Annotated in this window: 13 protein-coding genes; 7 read left to right on the forward strand and 6 right to left on the reverse strand. The window is 42.3% G+C overall.

What is annotated here, in order from left to right:
• Positions 1-50: 50 nt before the first annotated feature.
• From PSM36_RS05210 to PSM36_RS05220, 3 genes are all read right to left on the reverse strand, one after another.
• A complete protein-coding gene (locus PSM36_RS05210; protein WP_076929448.1) occupies positions 51-452 on the reverse strand; it encodes a phosphoribosyltransferase in 402 nt (133 codons plus the stop codon).
• Between the two features lies 1 nt (position 453).
• Complete coding sequence (locus PSM36_RS05215; protein WP_076929450.1) at positions 454-963, reverse strand: ECF transporter S component; 510 nt, start codon at positions 961-963, stop codon at positions 454-456.
• Between the two features lie 280 nt (positions 964-1243).
• Entirely contained in the window at positions 1244-2422 is a 1179-nt protein-coding gene (locus PSM36_RS05220; RefSeq protein ID WP_076929452.1) for an esterase, read from the reverse strand.
• Between the two features lie 433 nt (positions 2423-2855).
• Between PSM36_RS05220 and PSM36_RS05225 the strand changes: the two genes are divergently transcribed.
• The 7 genes from PSM36_RS05225 (at position 2856) to crcB (ending at position 11905) form a co-directional block, all read left to right on the forward strand.
• Positions 2856-3449 carry an RNA polymerase sigma factor gene (locus tag PSM36_RS05225; protein ID WP_083710935.1) on the forward strand — a complete coding sequence of 198 codons (594 nt, stop codon included), beginning with the start codon at positions 2856-2858 and terminating at the stop codon, positions 3447-3449.
• A 40-nt stretch (positions 3450-3489) separates the two neighbouring features.
• Complete coding sequence (locus tag PSM36_RS05230; protein WP_076929457.1) at positions 3490-4701, forward strand: FecR family protein; 1212 nt, start codon at positions 3490-3492, stop codon at positions 4699-4701.
• 33 nt (positions 4702-4734) lie between these two features.
• A complete protein-coding gene (locus PSM36_RS05235; RefSeq protein ID WP_154670965.1) occupies positions 4735-8007 on the forward strand; it encodes a TonB-dependent receptor in 3273 nt (1090 codons plus the stop codon).
• A 132-nt stretch (positions 8008-8139) separates the two neighbouring features.
• Positions 8140-9492 carry a RagB/SusD family nutrient uptake outer membrane protein gene (locus PSM36_RS05240; RefSeq protein ID WP_197684918.1) on the forward strand — a complete coding sequence of 451 codons (1353 nt, stop codon included), beginning with the start codon at positions 8140-8142 and terminating at the stop codon, positions 9490-9492.
• Between the two features lie 48 nt (positions 9493-9540).
• On the forward strand, positions 9541-10893 hold the full coding sequence (locus tag PSM36_RS05245; RefSeq protein ID WP_076929464.1) for an FAD-dependent oxidoreductase: 1353 nt from the start codon (positions 9541-9543) through the stop codon (positions 10891-10893).
• Between the two features lie 103 nt (positions 10894-10996).
• Positions 10997-11338 carry a hypothetical protein gene (locus tag PSM36_RS05250; protein ID WP_154670966.1) on the forward strand — a complete coding sequence of 114 codons (342 nt, stop codon included), beginning with the start codon at positions 10997-10999 and terminating at the stop codon, positions 11336-11338.
• Between the two features lie 192 nt (positions 11339-11530).
• Positions 11531-11905: a fluoride efflux transporter CrcB gene (gene crcB / locus PSM36_RS05255; RefSeq protein WP_076932064.1), complete on the forward strand. Its 375-nt coding sequence runs from the start codon at positions 11531-11533 to the stop codon at positions 11903-11905.
• Between the two features lie 63 nt (positions 11906-11968).
• Here the strand turns inward: crcB and PSM36_RS05260 are convergent, their stop codons facing one another.
• The 3 genes from PSM36_RS05260 to PSM36_RS05270 all read right to left on the reverse strand — a co-directional run bounded on the left by PSM36_RS05260 (position 11969) and on the right by PSM36_RS05270 (position 18275).
• On the reverse strand, positions 11969-15358 hold the full coding sequence (locus tag PSM36_RS05260; protein WP_076929469.1) for a family 16 glycoside hydrolase: 3390 nt from the start codon (positions 15356-15358) through the stop codon (positions 11969-11971).
• A gap of 127 nt (positions 15359-15485) precedes the next feature.
• Positions 15486-16739: a Gfo/Idh/MocA family oxidoreductase gene (locus PSM36_RS05265; RefSeq protein WP_076929471.1), complete on the reverse strand. Its 1254-nt coding sequence runs from the start codon at positions 16737-16739 to the stop codon at positions 15486-15488.
• Positions 16740-16910: 171 nt separating this feature from the next.
• The gene (locus PSM36_RS05270) at positions 16911-18275 is read right to left on the reverse strand and encodes a Gfo/Idh/MocA family protein (RefSeq protein WP_076929474.1); all 1365 of its coding nucleotides are present in this window, start codon (positions 18273-18275) and stop codon (positions 16911-16913) included.
• Between the last annotated feature and the right edge of the window lie 71 nt (positions 18276-18346).

Consider the following 18346-nt stretch of genomic DNA (forward strand, 5'->3'; position numbering starts at 1 on the left):
ATAGTAATTGTGTCTATAGAAAGAGTGTGTCCTGTTCAGAGATATCCTGTTTATACTATCCAGGGAAATCTAAAACAGGATTCGTCATAGAGCGAATAATCGGCCTTCCCGTTTACAGCAAATGTTTTTATTTGCCCGGCACCATGTAAAAGATCGATGGCGTATTGTACCGTAGCTCCTGTTTTTATTCGATCTTCCACTAAAAGGATCGATTTGTCTTTATAATCGAAGTCTATAGGTGAGACCAGTTTTGGGCTATCGTATCTCGGCTGCTGATCAGTATCACGCAGATTGATCTTTAGAAGTTGTATTGCGATATTCAGTCGCTGGTTGATGATCGCTGCCGGAACGATGCCTCCGTTGGCTATAGCGACGATCATATCAAAGGTTTCGTGAAAGGTGATCTCACGAAACCTTTGCATGACTTCCTCAAATGATTTTCCTGCAATCATCTTATATTTTGGCTATTGCTCTCAATAGGAAGTAACCGCCAAAGAGTTGAATAAGCATACCGGGAACACCGAGGCGGAAGTCCTGAACGGCAATGGCAAAGTTTTGTGTCATGCCCCATTCTATACCGGTTCCGACCAACTGATAAGCAAGGATAGCAATTAGAATAGCCAGAAGTGATACTTTCCCGGCTTGTTTGGCAACTAATGCAGCGGCAATAGCCAGAATGACTGATTTAATGAGGATAGCCGGAAGTACGACTGCGGGTGGCATGCCGAACAACAGATGGTTGGCTAACGGAGATAAGACGGCAGTCAGTAATCCCACGTGGATACCATATTTGTAAGCGGCAATCAGTGTAAAGAAATAAATGGGCAGGAAGATAAGTCCACCCTGCGGTATAAGGTGTGCCAACTGCGGTAAGAGCAGGTTGCCGACAATAAATATCGCTGCGAACAGATAAGTCTTTGTGTTACTGAGATTGAAAGAGTACAATTTGACTGTTGTTGACATAATTTGTTGTTTTATATCGGTTTATATATTTTTCTGGAGAGTGTTTATCCGATTACCCGGAAAGAAAACCATATATGGACGTTCGAGAATCTCTGAATATCCTTTTTGTATACGGATATTCCCTACAAAACTATGAATTAAATCATTGAAACGAAAAAGGGAGATAGTTATTTTTTATTTAAAAAATAAAAAAATACAGATTGTTCTTTGCTTGTTTATATTACTTAGACGACAATCCCTGAAGGGATTTAATTAATTGGTTGATATAGATACTAATCAATTATCTGGTTTTAAAGAGTATCGGCAGAAACTCCGATAGATAGATCCGCCAGTTACGCCATGTATGTCCGCCTTCTGATTCCCGGTAAATATATGGGAAATCCATTGTGTCTAGTTTTTTTCTGAAATCAATATTGGCCTGGTAGAGAAAATCTTCTTTTCCGATGGCGATCCAATATAGGGTATAGCCATTGTTTTTTTGTGTAACCAATGTTTCCTCGATGCTGTCATATACCTTTGATTTTATCTTTTCATCCGGCATGATAGCAGCAGAGAAGAGTCCCATGTAATCAAAGGTATTGGGGTAGTATCTTGAAATGTGCAAGGTATGAAATCCACCCATTGAGAGTCCTGCAATAGCACGGCCCGCCTTTTCGGGAATAGTGCGGTATTGGGAATCGACAAACCGGATGATTTCGTGAAAGGTCTCTTCGTATTTTCCGTCCATAGTATGTGGTAGACGGAATTGCGGTTTGTAGAACCCGAGGCTCGATTCGCCGGGAGCAGCTTCCTGTGCCACGTTCCCATTGGGCATCACAATAATCATCGGTTCTGCTTTACCCTGGGCTATCAGATTATCCGCTATCTGAGATGCACGTCCGAGGGTCATCCATGCTTCTTCATCGCCACCCATGCCATGCAGTAGGTAAAGGACAGGATAAGAGTTGTCACTCTTTTCATAGCCGGGAGGTGTGTAGATGGTGATCCTCCGGGTCATGTTGTTGCCGGGAGATTGATACCACCGTTTTGTTACTGTACCGTGCGGGACACTATTCACCTTATAGAGGTCAGCCTGTCCGTTGCCAACGAGTAGCACATTCAATGTGCTGGCTACGTCGCGCCGGTAATACACATTATTTGGATCGTTCATCTGCAGTCCGTCCACATTGAAAGCATAGGTGTACAATTCGGAAGGCAGGGGATGTGTTGTATAACTCCAAACCCCGTCGGCATCTTTAATCATATTTGCTTCCTCCCCGGGAGCCAGGAAGTCGCCTGTGACAGATACGTTGTTAGCGGTAGGAGCCGTTAAACGGAATGTGACGGAGTTGTCGGCATGTATCTCAGGGGAGATGATTTCCCTGTTTTGCCCAAAAGGGAAGTTTTCTTGGGCTTGCACTTGCAACGTGAAAAACAGCGCTAACAGTGCCACTGAAATGGGAGATAATTGTATCTTCATATATTTTAATGAGAGTTTATTAATAAATGTTTGGATAGCATTTAAAAGAAGTTGTAATTCGTTTTCGATAATCCATCAATTTCCTCGGATCTATATCAAAGTAGTAATGGAATAATATGCTACAAATATAGCCATTCATTTGGATAAATCATCCTGTAGATGTTGGAACTTGGGTGGTTGTTTGCAGGACAGTTGGCCGTGAATATGACCGGCAGTCTTCCGGAGTATATTTTTTAACAATAAAGTTGTATACTTTTTATTATTATTTTGCCCTTAATTATATACAAACTGTTTTGTTAAGTTAAGTGGGCAGAGGATAAATTAAAAATAAATGCTTAATATTACATTTTGAACTCTTTATTTATCATGCATTCGTGTTATTCTAAGGAAAATCGGATTACAGTGCGATATTTTTCCTTATTATTTTAATATCATGGAGATAGATTTGAGAAGAATGGAGAAAAAGAAGACTGTAAAGGTCCGGTTCAACCAAAATACAGTATTTGATGAAAACGAAGATTTGCTTGCGTTTATGTATAGAGCGTATGCGGATAAGTTGTATGCTTATGGTCTATCGCTTCATTCCGATACAGGCCTGATAGAAGATGCGATTCATGATGTATTTATTGATGTCTATACAAATGAGAAGAGGCTTGCCAATATCTCCAATTTACAGCAATACCTTATAGCAGTGCTTCGTCATCGGATTTTATTTTTATTACGAACGAATAAACGTTATGTGGAAATTTTAAACGATGTATCTGACTCATTTATTGAAAAAAACAGCCAGGAACTATGGATTGAAAATGAGGAAAAAACCCATAATAAACGATTAGTCAAACGCTTATTGTCGAGCCTCACCCGGCATCAGCGGGAAGCCCTTCATTTACGTTTTATTGAAGGACTTTCTTATGATGAGATATCGGAGATTATGCAGATTAACTACCAGTCGGTCAAGATGCTGGTACACCGTGCTGTTTCCAAGATCCGTAAAAAAGATGTTTCATCTTCCTCGAGTGCCGATTAATATACAGGACTATACATCTAAAAGAGCTTATAAATAAGAAATGCGAACAGATTATACCAATTATAAAGATATTGATTTTCTTGATGATGATTTCTTCATCGAGTCTATGATTTCTCCCTCTAAGGAGAGTGAACTCTTTTGGTCGAAGCTTATTGACAGCAGGAAGATCAATCTTAATGAATTCATTTCTGCTAATATGCTGCTGAAATCCATAAGAAAAAGCCATTATGAAGTGCTGCAGGAACGAAAGGATCAGTTGTGGGAAAGAATTGATATAACCCGGAATTTGCTGAAAAATAAACGTAAAAAAGGAATTCGCCTGTATAAATACCTGGCTGTTGCAGCCTGTAGTATAATTATCATCGGGTTATCTTTCATCTTTCTTTTCAGAAAAGATTATTCGTATCCAGATAATAATCAGGGGATAGATTATGCGCAATTTCAACTACATCATCAACAACCAAGTCAGGGTGAAATACGTATTGTTACACAGGGCCGGCAGGTTGAAATTGAGGGAGAAGATGCAGAAATAAAGTACGATAATACTGGGTCGTTGTCCATTAATAACGAGGCGGTGGATCAGGAAACTACCCATGCGATGGCCACGGAAATATTTTATAATCAATTGTATGTACCCTATGGAAAACGGGCATCCTTAACACTGGCTGACGGAACTTCCTTGTGGGTAAATGCCGGTACCACAGTGATCTATCCGGCTGTTTTCCCCGATCATAAAAGGGAAATATATGTAGATGGTGAAGTTTATGCCGAGGTACAACGGGATGAGGCCCGGCCTTTCCTGGTGAAAACGGATAAATTGGAGATTTGTGTACTTGGTACATCTTTTAATGTATCAGCTTATAAAGAAGATACCCAAAGAAAGGTTGTTTTGGTGAACGGGTCGGTGGATGTCAGATTGAATGGGAAAAATACACGTTTATCTCCCAACCAGTTGTATACCTATAACGGACAGGTGAGTAGTGTGGAGACAGTAGATGTGGAGGTATTTACTTCGTGGCGTGATGGCATATATATATTCCGTGATGAACCTATTGAAAGCATACTTCAGCAGTTGTCCCGTTATTATAATGTTACCATGATCTTCCCACCTCATCAATCATCCGGGATTTTATGCTCGGGTAAACTGGAGCTGAAAGAAGACCTTTCGCATTTACTCAACAACCTGTCACAAATAGCTTCGTTTAATTTCGGTGTAAAGGACAACGAATACAGAATACAGTTTAATCGATAATCAATCATTTTAGTTTAATTAATTTAATATGTCATGAAGCAAGTCAAATTCGGATTTAGGCGAAAAAGAATTCAGATCATTGTTATGATCTGTTCTGTACAATTATTTTCCCTTTGGGAATCAAATGCACAGGCAATCACCATTCATCAGACCGATAAGTCGGTAAGGGAGATTATTAGAGTTATTGAGGCAACCAGTGATATGGTTTTCTTCTATAACAATAAGGATATAGATCTCAACCGTAAAGTCACTTTGAAGGTGAGCAACGAGTCTATCAAAAATGTGCTCGATCTGCTTTTTGCAGGTACACAGAGCACCTATAAGATCGACGGTCGGCAGATTTATATCATGAAAAAACCGGGAGAGAAGGAGAATGCAGTTCTGCAACAGAAAAAGACAGTTACAATTACCGGGACAATTGTAGATAAAAGTGGAGAATCCATTATTGGTGCTAATATCGTGGAAAAAGGAACCACGAACGGAACGGTAACAGATGTGAACGGTAACTTTTCTTTACAAGTGGAAGAAGGTGCTACACTCCATGTTTCATATATCGGTTATCTGTCGCAGGATATTAATACAGCAGGTAAAACACGTTTCGAAATTGTTTTACAGGAAGATACACAAGCATTGGATGAGTTGGTCGTTGTGGGATATGGAGTAATGAGAAAAAGTGATGTTACCGGATCAATAGCTCAGATTAGGAGTGAGGAGATTAATAATTATCCCTCCACTAATATTATGCAAGCTTTATCTGGAAAATCACCGGGAGTACAAGTCATGCAGAATTCTGGTGCGCCTGGAGCAACTATGAGTATCAGGATAAGAGGAGCTAATTCCATACAGGGGAGTAATGAACCATTATATGTAATAGATGGGTTTCCGATTGCGAATCAGACTATTTTAAACAATTCTGATATTGAAAGTATTGAAATTCTTAAGGATGCTTCTGCTACAGCAATATATGGGTCAAGAGGAGCAAACGGTGTAGTCTTGATTACAACAAAACAGGGTAGGGCAGGTGCAGCTATTGTTGACTTAGAAACGAGCTATAGTCTCCAATCAATTATTTCTAGGATGGATTTGATGAATGCCCAGGAATATGCCACTTTTTATAATATCCAACAATTGAATGATACGGGAAAAGAGTATTTTACTTCTGATCAGATTCAGAACTTTGGGATAGGTACTGATTGGCAAAGTCTGGCTTTTCGGCAGGCTCCGCTTCTGACTACTTCCCTGAATGTGAGTGGAGGTAACGAAAAAACTAGATATTCCATTTCAGGAAGTGTATTCAATCAAGAAGGGATTATTGAGGGAAGCAATTATGATCGCTATAGCATCCGGACAAATATTGATCATGAACTCAGTAAGTATTTTGGAATTACATTATCTTCCACTCTTTCTCGTTTGGATACAGAAAGAAAAGATAGTGGCGGGGGATCTAGAGGAACCTCTTTAATTGGTTCTACTTTAGCAGCTGCACCGACTCTTTCTCCTTACACCGAGAACGGGGATTATACAACTTTGGCAATTGCATATCCGTTTGTTGCTACGGATATTATCAATCCTCTTAATTTTATTTATGAAACATCTTCCCATATTAAAGCTAACATAGCATTGGTCAACGCGGCTTTAGAATTTAAACCGATTCAAAACGTTCTGGTTAAGATATCCGGAGGGGTGGAAAACAGAGATGACAGAACAGATAACTATACTACTACAAATTATTTCCGTTCAACAGGTTCTGCGAGTGTGAGCGCAACCCAGTATACCAGCTTGCTTAATGAGAATACAATAAGCTATATAAATACATTTAAAGATATCCACCATCTATCAGCAGTAGCAGGATTTACATATCAGGATTTCCTTAATACAAGTTTATCAGGTAGTAGTTCCGGTTTCTTAAGTAATGATTTTCAGAGTTATAACCTTGCTGCCGGAGAAAATCCGGGTATACCGGGGAGTAATTATACAAAATCCTTATTGTTGTCATATCTTGGTAGAATCAACTATAATCTGGATAATAAATATTTACTCACAGTCAGTTTCCGGGCAGATGGTTCTTCCAGGTTTAGTGCAGGAAACAAATGGGGATATTTTCCATCAACAGCTTTGGCCTGGCGAATTTCGGAAGAAGAATTCCTTAAAGATAATGCTGTTGTTTCGAACTTGAAATTCAGGACTAGCTGGGGGATGACAGGAAGCCAAGCTATTAGTCCCTATGTGACATTGAATCAACTCTCTTCAGATAAAGTGGTTTTTGATGATGCTCTTAATGCTACCTTCGCTCCCACTAACAGATTACCGGGGAATTTAAAATGGGAGACAACTTCGCAATTAAATGCCGGGATTGATCTGGGAATTTGGAACAATCGATTGAACCTAGTAGCAGACTATTATATAAAAGACACCCGGGATTTGTTGAATACGGTTAGACTCCCCTCTTCTTTGGGCTGGACGAACACTATTCAAAATGTCGGGAAGGTCCAAAATAAAGGATTTGAATTAGGTCTGGATGCTTTATTACTCGAAGGGCCGTTTTATTGGAACGTGAATACCAACATTTCATTTAACCGGAATAGAGTCTTGAAATTATATAATGGGGAAGATATTTTAGGTCCTACTTCAGGAGCCCTGTCGTTGAGTGGTAATGTCAATATCTTACGCGAAGGGCAACCTATTGGTATCTTTTATGGGTATAAGGAAGACGGATATGATGAAGATGGTTTTATCAAATATAAAGATTTGAATGGAGATGGAGCCTTTAACCAAGAAGACCGTACCTATATTGGTAATCCCAATCCTGATTTTATTTATGGACTTCGTTCAGATATGTCATGGAAAAACTTTGAGTTGAGTCTTTTTCTACAAGGATCATACGGAAATGATCTATTGAACATAAGTAAAATGTCATATGCATATGATTATGGTTTTGGCTTAAACATGATTAAAGATGTATTAAATAACCATTGGTCCGAAAATAATCCCACTGCAAAATATCCCAAAATCAGTTATTACACCAAATATCAGATGTCAGATCGTTTTGTAGAGGATGGGTCATACCTGAGAGTAAAGAATATCCAATTAACCTATAAATTACCACTCAATAAGCTTAAAGCGGATTGGATGAAAGCGTTACAAATTTATGTAAGCGCACAAAATTTGTTGACTTTCACAAATTATTCAGGATGGGATCCTGAAGTAAACGCACGAGGAGGTTCTAATTCTACAATACTCGGTATTGACGATAATGTCTATCCTAATTCTAAAACGTTTACATTTGGTTTACGTGCCCAGTTTTAATAATTTGTCAATCAGATAAAATATCACGCTATGAATACTACCTTATTAAATAGAAATTCTCTCTTTTTAATTATACTATTTCTTGTAACTTTACTATCCTGTGAAGATTTGCTTGAAGAGAGGCCTAAGACAGTGGCAGAGGAATTATTTTATAATACTCCGGAAGAGGTTGAGACTGCTGTCAATGCTGTATATTTATCTTTCAAGGGGGCTACCTGGAGCGAGTTGATTGTCCGGCTGGATGCCCATACGGATTGGGGATATGGCAGAGGAAGCCGTTCGATACTTAGTAATGTGCAGGGTTTTACAAGTATAGACGAAATGAATGATTATTGGGTTAATTTTTATTCTATTATCCGAAATGCGAATATCGTTATTTTAAATACAAAGGAGAATGAAAAAATTTCAACGGCACAAGTGGAACGTTTTGTTGCCGAGGTGCGTTTCTTGAGAGCTTTAGCCTATTATCATCTGGTGCGGAATTATGGAGCTGTTCCCCTTAGAACAGAGAATAACCTAAAAGAAAGGGATCTCGTTAAGTCGCCGGTTACAGATATTTATACCTTTATCCGTGAAGATCTGGAGTATGCCGAGACGTATTTGCCTGAGACTCCTTCAAAATCGGGTAAGCCCGGTATTTATGCAGCGAAAACACTTTTAGCTGACGTATACCTTACGCTAGGAGAATACGCTAACGCAAGAGATAAGGCGGACGAAGTAATCAAATCGAACAAATATACGCTCGTTTCTGTCACATCCGCAGATGACCTGAGGGCAAACGTATTCGGTCCCGACCTGATAACCAGCAGCGAAGAAATATTTTATATCAAATACACACGTCAGGTAGGGTTTGGTAACTGGATATTATGGGTATTGAATCATGAAGCTTCAGGACACTTTAATTTTGGAGGGGCTTACGCTCATTACAGTGATGCTACAAATATATTTTTCGTAAACTGGGATGAAAATGATCTGCGAAAACGTCTTTGGGATAATATTGATTTTGGCCTGGGTGCGACCACTATGGTGTGTGGAAAATATGCAGATACAGAAGCAGTGGATAGGTCTACGGGTGCCGGAAATGATCTGCCACTGATGCGTTATCCCGATGCCTTGCTTATTTATGCTGAGGCTTCTTGTATGGCTGCGAATGGCCCGACTGCAGAAGGAATGGAAATGCTGAATCAGGTACACCGGAGAGCGTATGGTATAGATCCAGAAACAGTTTCTTCAATTGACTTTAAAGTAGGGGAGTATGATGCTCTATCTTTTCAGGATTTAGTTTTACAGGAACGTGCGTATGAATTTATTTTTGAAGGAAAACGCTGGTATGATTTAAAAAGAACAGGAAAAGCAAATGAGATTATTGGTGAGGCAAAAAAAGTAACCATTCCTGAAAAAGCTTATCTATGGCCGATTCCTTCATCCGAATTAAATTACAATCAAGCACTTGATCCGAAAAACGACCAGAATCCCGGTTATTAATAATTGATCAATTACATTATGTCATAAATTTATTAAAATTAGGACGTTATGAGAAGACGAACAATGTTGAAAACAGTAGGAGCGATCTCTTTAACTAGTATAGTTCCCAAAAGAAGTGTGGCCTCTTCTTTAGAATATAGGGTAGGATCCCGTAAAGAAATTGAGACAGAAATCTTAATTATCGGAGGTGGTACTGCAGGAACAATTGCCGCAATTCAAGCGGGAAGAACCGGATGCAGTACGATTTTGGTAGAGAATGGAAGCCAGTTAGGAGGAACAACAACTACCGGGGGTGTTTCTTTCCCCGGCTTGTTTCACGCATGGGGAAAACAAATCATCGAGGGAATAGGATGGGAATTAGTTTCTGAGACCGTGCGTTTCGGTAATGATACTTTTCCTGATTTCAGTATTCCAACCGGACGGTGGCATTGGAAACACCAGATTCGATTGAATCCTTATCTGTATGCGTTGCTTGCCGAAGAAAAATGTTTAGAAGCAGGTGTACATATCCGATATTATGAAACGCCGATACAGGCAGTCTTTAAAAATGGTCTATGGGAAGTGGATGTTATGGGAAAAGGTATTCATACACGTATTCGCGCTAACCAGCTAATAGATTGTACCGGAAATGCTTTTGTAACAGCCTTGGCCGGTTTTAAGGTCTTACGTGAAGAAGAAAATCAACCAGGTACACTCCAATTCAAGATTGGGGGTTACGATATGGGTAAATTAGATATGAATCTGATTCAGGTGAAATATGATGAGGCTGTAGCAAACGGGAGAGTCTCCAAGATTGATTTTAGGAGTATCAATGCTTTATTACAAAATCAGGGTGATAATATCCAGCATATTTTAGGTGCAGATTCCACTACTTCGGAAACCCATACCATTACAAATATAAAAGGTCGTACCTCCCTGTTGAAAATGCTTCGCTTTCTGAGAACTCTACCAGGATGCGAAAAAGTGCGATTGCTATCTATGCAGACTGAAGCAGGCGTGAGGGAAACGTACCGGATCGACGGAGAATATCAAATCACGCATGATGACTACGTCAGTGGAAAAGTACATGAAGACTCTCTTTCTTATTCTTTTTATCCAATAGATTTGCACGACAAGCATGGTGTTGTTCCCAAGCATTTGAATGAACACACAGTAGCTACAGTACCTTTGCGGGCATTAATCCCCAGGAATAGTAAAAATCTGTTAGTTGCGGGACGATGTGTAAGCAGTGATCGACTTGCCAATTCCGCTCTACGTGTTCAGGCTTCATGTATGGGGATGGGGCAAGCTGCAGCTATTACGGCTGTTATAGCATCAAGGAAGGGTATTTCTCCCCTGGAAGTTGAGCCCAAAGAGATTAAAGAATTACTACGGAAATATGAAGCAATTGTCCCTGGATGATTTTGTGATTCTATCCTTGAGTCCACTCCGAAAAGTCGGGGGAGAATTTAGTTGATAATTCTTTTGTATGATAAATTCGGAGAGGACTCAAATTAATAAAAATATGCTAAGTTTCCTATTGATCACACTTCTTGGTATTCAATCCTGTTTTGCGCAAGCGCCTGCCAACCTGACTACCGATTTGTTGGAACATACCGATCGTTTTTTAGGTTACTACAACGACGGCATCGGTACCGACCACAGTTCGTTACATGCCAACATGTTCCCGATGGTTTTCGAAATGGAAGTGACCATCCCTGCTAATACAATTGCAGAGGTGTGGGTGCCTGTATCATTAAAGAAGTTTCAGCTTACAGTTGACGGCAATATATACAAAGGAAAAGTCGAGCAAGGTTTTGTAAAGGTAGAGGTCGGTTCGGGAAAACATTTGTTCCAGGTCCTTTAGAAACATACAAATACCATATCATGCGAATATGCCAAAGACCGCACAAAATATAGCTATTCATTTGAATAAATCATCCTGCCGGTTCTGGAAATTGCCGGTCTCTGTTTGATTGCCGAAAGCGTTGTTTTACGGTGATAATATCATGCAGGTATGGCTATTATCCATATCTTTGCAGCAAAAAGTGCAAACAATATGTGGAAAGATATATTCTATGTAGGAATCGGAGGCGGGATCGGCAGTATACTCCGGTTCATTGCTTCCCGTCTCGTTGCTCGGTATGTAGCTGCCGAATGGTTGTTTGCGGGTACGTTGGTTGTCAATATGACCGGATGTTTCCTGATTGGCCTTCTCTCAGGATGGATGCTTGCTCATCAACCTGAGAACCAGTCATTCCGATTGCTTCTTATCGTGGGATTTTGCGGTGGATATACCACATTCTCTACTTTCGCATTCGAAAATTTACGGCTGATAGAAGCCAACCAATGGGGATTGTTTGCTTTATATACCTTTACAAGTGTACTTGTAGGTCTGTTGGCCGTGTGGGGAGGAATGAAGCTGGTAAGTTGATAATAAAAATGCGCCGTACGATTTTTTCCGCACGGCGCATTCCACGTAAGTATCTTATCTCTCTTATTGCAGTTCCTTGATACGGATATTCCTGAACTTCACTTTTGAACCATGTCCCAGAAAACCTATATGGCCGGTCTTATTGAGTAATCCGGGGTGTTCACGTTTATCTATCGTTCCGTTTTTGGACGCTTCGCGGATATTGCCGTCGAGGATGGTCGTTCCGTTAAGTATCACTTTGATATGATCGCCATTAGCAATCACTTCCTGATAGTTCCATTCACCAACCGGCTTGAGGAATCCCCTTTTCGCAGGGATTACACCATAGACCGATCCGTGATACTGGTATATTGCCAGTTTCTCATATATAGGCGCATCATTATCCAGAATTTGCAATTCCATCCCTTGGTAAGCAGCATCCCCCTCCAGCGGTGCGCGGATGCCTAAACCGTTGTTGGCGCCGGGCGTAAGCATGAATTCGAAACGGAAGACAAAATTGTCGAACTGGTCTTTGGTATAGAGATTACCCCCTGATCCTTTGCTGGGATGTAGCACAATGTTGCCGCTTTCTACTGCATAATCCTTTTTGTTTCCTGTCCACTGGTCGAGGTTTGTTCCGTCGAAGAGGATGCGAAATCCTTCTTTTTCCTCTTCAGATGATAATTTGAACGGTTCAGGACGAGGTATTTCCTTGATGAAAATGTCGCGGTAGGCCACTTTACTGCCATGCGCCTGCAACTCAATCTGTTCCACCGGAAAAATAGGCTGGGTCCTGTCCCAGAAGTTCTCCAGGATCACGTTATCGGTCACCAGTTCTCCGTTCAACCAGACCGATACACGTTCTCCGATCATCCGGATAAGGAAAGTATTCCATTCCCCTACCTTTTGGTCAGCCACCTTGAGCGGTTTACTCGGGTTTTGCTGGTTATTGTATAATCCACCTGATCCTACTTCTGCGCCCACGTTCGTGCGCGCAGTATCCCATACCTGTACCTGTGGCGTTCCGCGTAAATAAATCCCTGCATCGGGTTCGGGGCCGGGATAGAGTTTCCAGTCTATCAGCATTTCAAAATCACCATATTGTTTGTCCGTACAGAGGTTATTGTAGCCTGTCCCGTCGAAAATGATATTGCCGTCTTCAACCTTCCAGTCTCTAGCCGCTTCCTTGTCTGCTTTCGCTTGTGCGGCAGCCAGCTCCCTCTGACTCATCTTCGCCCGTTTGATGGGATTTTCTACCAAGCCTTTCCAGCCGTCCAGGTTCTTGCCATTGAAGAGTGACACAAACCCTCCTTCGGTGGGATTCTCTGCCAGGTATTTGACAATGGATTGCCGCTGGTAATCAGCATCGGGATTAGAGAGCGTCTTGCTGACCTTATCCAGGATCCTTGTCGTTTCCGTACCGGCGAATGAAGGTTCATTGATGGCTATATTCATTGCGGCCACTGCAGCTGTTTCTTTCAGTGTGGATTCATCCATGTAAGGCGCAACATAGAGTAATGCCTGGTATTGACCTGTATTGCCGATCAGCCGAAGTATGTCTTTCTTCTGCTTGTCGGTTTGGGCAAACTGCATTGTCTCACGGAGATAAAGGTATTTGACAGCTCCGGTCTGTCCGGAGTTACGGATAACCGAGACCAGTGCATCCGTCACCTTTTCCAACTCACGTTTGTCTTTACTGTTACGCGCAATATCCAGCAATGGGTAGATTACGTGGAAGGATTTCCAATGGGTAAGCGCATCGAATGCAGCCTCTTTCTCTGCTCCTGTTGCCGTAGCATAAGCATTGGTAATGATATCCATTGCCTGCCGGGATTCATTGTTTGCCAACGCAGTATAATAGAGATGTTTGTTGGGGGAATTTTTCATCCTTTCCGTTACCAGCGGGAGTTGTCTTTCTACGGGCAAATGGCTCAGTGCCGCGTTGATTGCCTGTTGTATGGCGGGAACATATGTAACATCTTCCCGCTCAAGCAAGGTAAACAAGTCGGACAGGTTCTTGTCGGTAGACACATCTCTCAGCGTATTGGCCGCAGCGGTCTTTACGGTAGTATTGCTGCTGAACATCTGGTTGTAAACCAAATTATACTGATTTTCCATTTTCCGGTTGGCGATAAGTTCCAGTATCGCCGTCTTTCCTGTATCACTGCTGTCCTCAAAAACGGAAGCAAGTGTGTAGGAAATATCCCCGTTATAAGCAGACAAGGCATCTTTTGCCAATGTGACAGTTTCATCATTGCTGCTTTTAAGGAGAGAAGCCAGTGCAATAAGTGCTTCTTTACCGCCAAGTCTGGCCAGAGACAGTGTGGCTGCCTTCTGCACCATACTGCCGGAAGAGCGGGCAAGGCGGGCAATCTGTGGAATAGATGCTTTTATATTGTGATTGCCAAGCCAGTAGATAAGTACAGTCTGCACTTCCGGTGACTTGGTAGAAGCAAGTGTTGTCTGTACCAGTTCAGTCGATTTCCTGTCATCCTGGAACGGATAAAGACTAAGTACTCCTGAAAGGTAGGTAATATCCCCATCCTTGATGGCATTTTTCAGGACATCCTCTTTTTTTACTGTTGGTTGGGTCAGTATCAGTTTGGTTGCCGCGATCCGGATATCCTGCTTGCCAAGTTTTTTGCCTGTGGCCAGCAATTTTTCCGCCTCCTTTTTCACCAGTTTAGGTCCGGTGCTATTCAGTCTGCCGAGCAGGGAGATGTACGAAGCGGTAGCATTATCTTTCCGGTATGCATAACCGGCATTCTCTGCAGCATTGCGTAATACCTTGAGGGATTCTGTACTACCCATATTCCCCAAGGCATTGAGTAGTACTTTCCGCATCGCTTCCGACGGATTTTGATTAAGGAGACCCAACAAGGCCGGTTCTGCCTTCTGGTAACCGGATTGTCCGATAGCGTTTGCCAGGTTCAATCTGATTTTTTCATCATTTGAAGCCGTAAGGGCGGCCAGCAATGCATTACCGGCTTTTTCCGTTCCGATAGAGACTAATGCCTGTGCAGCGGGGTCGGATAGATATTCATCCCTGAGGAAAGTAGACAGCACATCTACATTGTCGTCTGTGGCAATTGTTCTGAGTTGACGGATCAGGAATGCTTTTACTTCCTTGTCCAATGGCTGGTTGAGAGCTTTTTCAAAGGCTCCTGCCGCAATGCTGCGGTCAGTATCATCGTTTGCCACGAAATGGGTCCATCCGCTGATGGCGTAATCGAGGGATTCGTTGCTTTGATTTCCGGGAGGGTTCATCCTGCCGATCAGATCAAGTAAACCCTCCTCGCCGGTAGATACCAGATCGGCTATTACCTGATTGTATTTGTGAGGCGTATCGGCCGGCAGTTGGGCCAATGCGTCGGCAATGACGGTAGCTTTTGTCCTTCCTTCCGGCAATTGGGCCTGGATGCCGCTTGTAATAAGCAGGCCCAGGCAGAGTATAAGTAATTGTATATGTTTCATTTTAGAAATTAAAAATTAATAGTGAAAAGTGAAAAATTAAAGTTTATGATTTGGGATGACCGTCTGAATTACAAATTAGTAGACAGATAAATCATCACATCGTTAAATCAATAAATCATCACATTAATTAAATAGTCCAAGGTGCCCGGACGGGTTGGTCCAGTAGGCGATTGGCTTCGGCATCATTTATAAACAGTTCGTTCACCGGATCGAACTCCAGCGTTCTGTTCAGTTGGAGCGCCACCGTACCCATATTTACAATAGTGCAGGAACGTTGCCCGTTGATCTCATTCAGTGCGAATTTCTGCCTGTTGCGTACGCATTCAAGGAAATCGGTGTTTTGAGCCTGAGGCTCGGGGAAATCAGCCAGTTTCTTTTCCCAGTCAGGTATATCACATACAAAATTCTTATATACATTCCCGTTCGGTCCTGCAATATAGGGGGTATCCGGTTCTCCGTAGTCACCTCCCCAGAGAATGATCTGGCAACCGTCTTCATAAGTATATGTGATAGATCTCCATGTCCCCACTGCATCCGGATGCTGTTGCGGTGCGTCTACTTCCACCTTGACAGGGCTTGTGTTATCTTTGCCCAGCATGTATTGTACGGGATCGATATAATGTTGTCCCATATCACCGAGGCCCCCTCCATCGTAGTCCCAGTATCCACGGAAGGTCCCGTGTACGCGGTGTGCATTATAGGGCTTGTAGGGAGCCGGTCCGAGCCACATATCGTAATCGAGTTCCTGCGGGATTGGTTGCGGCTCCAAGTGTGTTTTCCCTACCCAGAAGAATTTCCAGTCGAATCCGGTATGTTTGCTGATGGTCACTTTCAACGGCCATCCCAGCATGCCGCTGTCGACCAGTTTTTTGAGGGGTTTCATCGGTGTTCCCAGCCCGTAAAAAGAATCTTTGAACCGGAACCATGTGTTAAGACGGAAGATATTGCCGTGTTGCGCTATTGCTTCTCTTACCCGTTTTCCTTCTCCGATCGTGCGTGTCATCGGTTTTTCGCAGAAGATGTCTTTTCCTGCCTTTGCCGCTTCCAATGACATCAATCCGTGCCAGTGGGGCGGGGTAGCGATGTGTACGATGTCCACATTTTTGTCGAGGATAAGATCCCGGAAATCGTGATAGAGATTGATCTTTTCTTTTACCATGGCGGCTGCCTTTGAGAGGTGTGTCTTGTCCACATCACACATGGCCACTACGCGCGTGTTGTCATAGGGAATGTGCCCCCGGCCCATTCCGCCTACTCCGATGATCCCTTTGGTCAGTTCGTCACTCGGAGCGATCATACCTTTCCCGAGCACGTTTCGGGGAACAATGGTGAGTAATGTAACTCCTCCCATTGTTTTTAAAAATTGTCTTCTGGAGGTCATTGATAATTTAAAATTTAGTTGTTTTAGGTGTGTATAAAATCAATTTTTACAAAAATAGTCTTTTTTGTAATAAAAGAGATGAAATCACAGGGTGAAATCCGGAGAAAATGGACTACAGAATTATCTGATTATAATAAAAGAGACCTCCATGGATGGGTCTCTTTCGATTTTTTACTCTTTGTGAGGAATACCAGCTAGAGGAATAGTCTCCGGAATACCTTCAATTTTTCCCATGCTGTAAGTTTTTGGCCCCAGATATAGATCGGAATTCATGATCTCCTCCCTGGTAACATCTTTTCCCGTGTAAGCGGCTATTCTACCCATAATGGCCACAAGCGTGGAATTGGCCTGGTCTTCTCCGTCGTTGATGGTGCTCCCTGTCCTTATGGCAGTCACTAAATTAATGTGTTCCTGTACGAAAGGATTGGTTACGTACCATTCCGACTGCATATCGTTTTCGGCAGGGTGGGGATACTCCCAGATCATATTACCCTTCAGGTCATATAATTTACCCGCTGCGTCGGCATAGCCTTGCGTGCAATTGATCTGCTCGACCTTTCCGTTGGAACAGCCATCTATCTGCCTTGCTGCGCAGTGGGTTCTCATCCCGCTTTCATACAGGTATTCGATGCTGAAAAAATCATATTGGTCGCCGGTAACCCTTCTCTGACGTCCGCCCCATCCGGTAGCTTTTACAGGATATTCGTCCAGGTACCAGTTCATCACATCTATCTCGTGGATAAATTGCTCCGCAATATGGTCTCCCGATAACCAGCAGAAATTCACCCAGTTCCTTAACATATATTCCATATCCGACCACTCCGGCCTTCTGCTGCGAAACCATAATGCACCACCGTTCCTGATAATATGCGCACCTGTAATCTCTCCAATCTCTCCGTTCAATACCCTACGACGTGTTTCCATGTAATCCTTCTGGGAACGGCGGATGGTCCCGCTGATAACATTCAGTCTCATGGATTCAGCTCTTTTCATTGAAGCCAGCACTTTACGTACGCCTGTCGGATCTACGGCGATCGGTTTTTCCATGAAGATATGCTTTCTTGCGTTCACGGCAGCTTCTACATGCGCAGGCCTGAAATGAGGAGGAGTGCAAAGTAATACGACATCTACTCCCGAGTCAATTACTTTCTCATAACTGTCGAACCCTATGAAACAGTTCTCATCGGGTATCTCCACGTTCTTTTGTTTTTTCAGAATTTCCCGGCATGCATCCATCTTATCCTGAAAAACATCCCCCAGAGCCGTTATCTGCAAATTAGGGCCGGCATTCAGGAAATCGACCGCAGCTCCCGTACCCCGGCCTCCGCATCCGATCAGTCCTGCCTTAAGCACTTTCCCGTCAGGTGCTTGGTCAAGTAATGCGGGAAGTTGTAATTCTTCTCCTTTCTCTTTCCCTTTTTTTTGCGATGTACATGAACTTAACATGGGAATTCCTCCCATTATGCCTACAGTTCCGATTGTAGCTGAGCCTTTCAGAAAGTTCCTTCGTGTTAATAATGGATCATTTAGTTGCATTGTGTTATATTTTTAGATTTGTTTTAGTAAAAGGGTACTGCTCTATCTATGAGATATTTGTGCAGATATTT

Source organism: Proteiniphilum saccharofermentans, from assembly GCF_900095135.1.
Taxonomy (GTDB): domain Bacteria; phylum Bacteroidota; class Bacteroidia; order Bacteroidales; family Dysgonomonadaceae; genus Proteiniphilum; species Proteiniphilum saccharofermentans.

Excerpts from the sequence above, each read along its gene's own strand:
- PSM36_RS05260 (WP_076929469.1), bottom strand. The coding sequence starts at position 15,358 with ATGAAACATATACAATTACTTATACTCTGCCTGGGCCTGCTTATTACA.
- PSM36_RS05230 (WP_076929457.1), top strand. The coding sequence starts at position 3,490 with ATGCGAACAGATTATACCAATTATAAAGATATTGATTTTCTTGATGAT.
- PSM36_RS05270 (WP_076929474.1), bottom strand. The coding sequence starts at position 18,275 with ATGCAACTAAATGATCCATTATTAACACGAAGGAACTTTCTGAAAGGC.
- crcB (WP_076932064.1), top strand. The coding sequence starts at position 11,531 with ATGTGGAAAGATATATTCTATGTAGGAATCGGAGGCGGGATCGGCAGT.
- PSM36_RS05235 (WP_154670965.1), top strand. The coding sequence starts at position 4,735 with ATGAAGCAAGTCAAATTCGGATTTAGGCGAAAAAGAATTCAGATCATT.
- PSM36_RS05250 (WP_154670966.1), top strand. The coding sequence starts at position 10,997 with ATGCTAAGTTTCCTATTGATCACACTTCTTGGTATTCAATCCTGTTTT.
- PSM36_RS05265 (WP_076929471.1), bottom strand. The coding sequence starts at position 16,739 with ATGACCTCCAGAAGACAATTTTTAAAAACAATGGGAGGAGTTACATTA.
- PSM36_RS05220 (WP_076929452.1), bottom strand. The coding sequence starts at position 2,422 with ATGAAGATACAATTATCTCCCATTTCAGTGGCACTGTTAGCGCTGTTT.
- PSM36_RS05245 (WP_076929464.1), top strand. The coding sequence starts at position 9,541 with ATGAGAAGACGAACAATGTTGAAAACAGTAGGAGCGATCTCTTTAACT.
- PSM36_RS05210 (WP_076929448.1), bottom strand. The coding sequence starts at position 452 with ATGATTGCAGGAAAATCATTTGAGGAAGTCATGCAAAGGTTTCGTGAG.
- PSM36_RS05225 (WP_083710935.1), top strand. The coding sequence starts at position 2,856 with ATGGAGATAGATTTGAGAAGAATGGAGAAAAAGAAGACTGTAAAGGTC.
- PSM36_RS05215 (WP_076929450.1), bottom strand. The coding sequence starts at position 963 with ATGTCAACAACAGTCAAATTGTACTCTTTCAATCTCAGTAACACAAAG.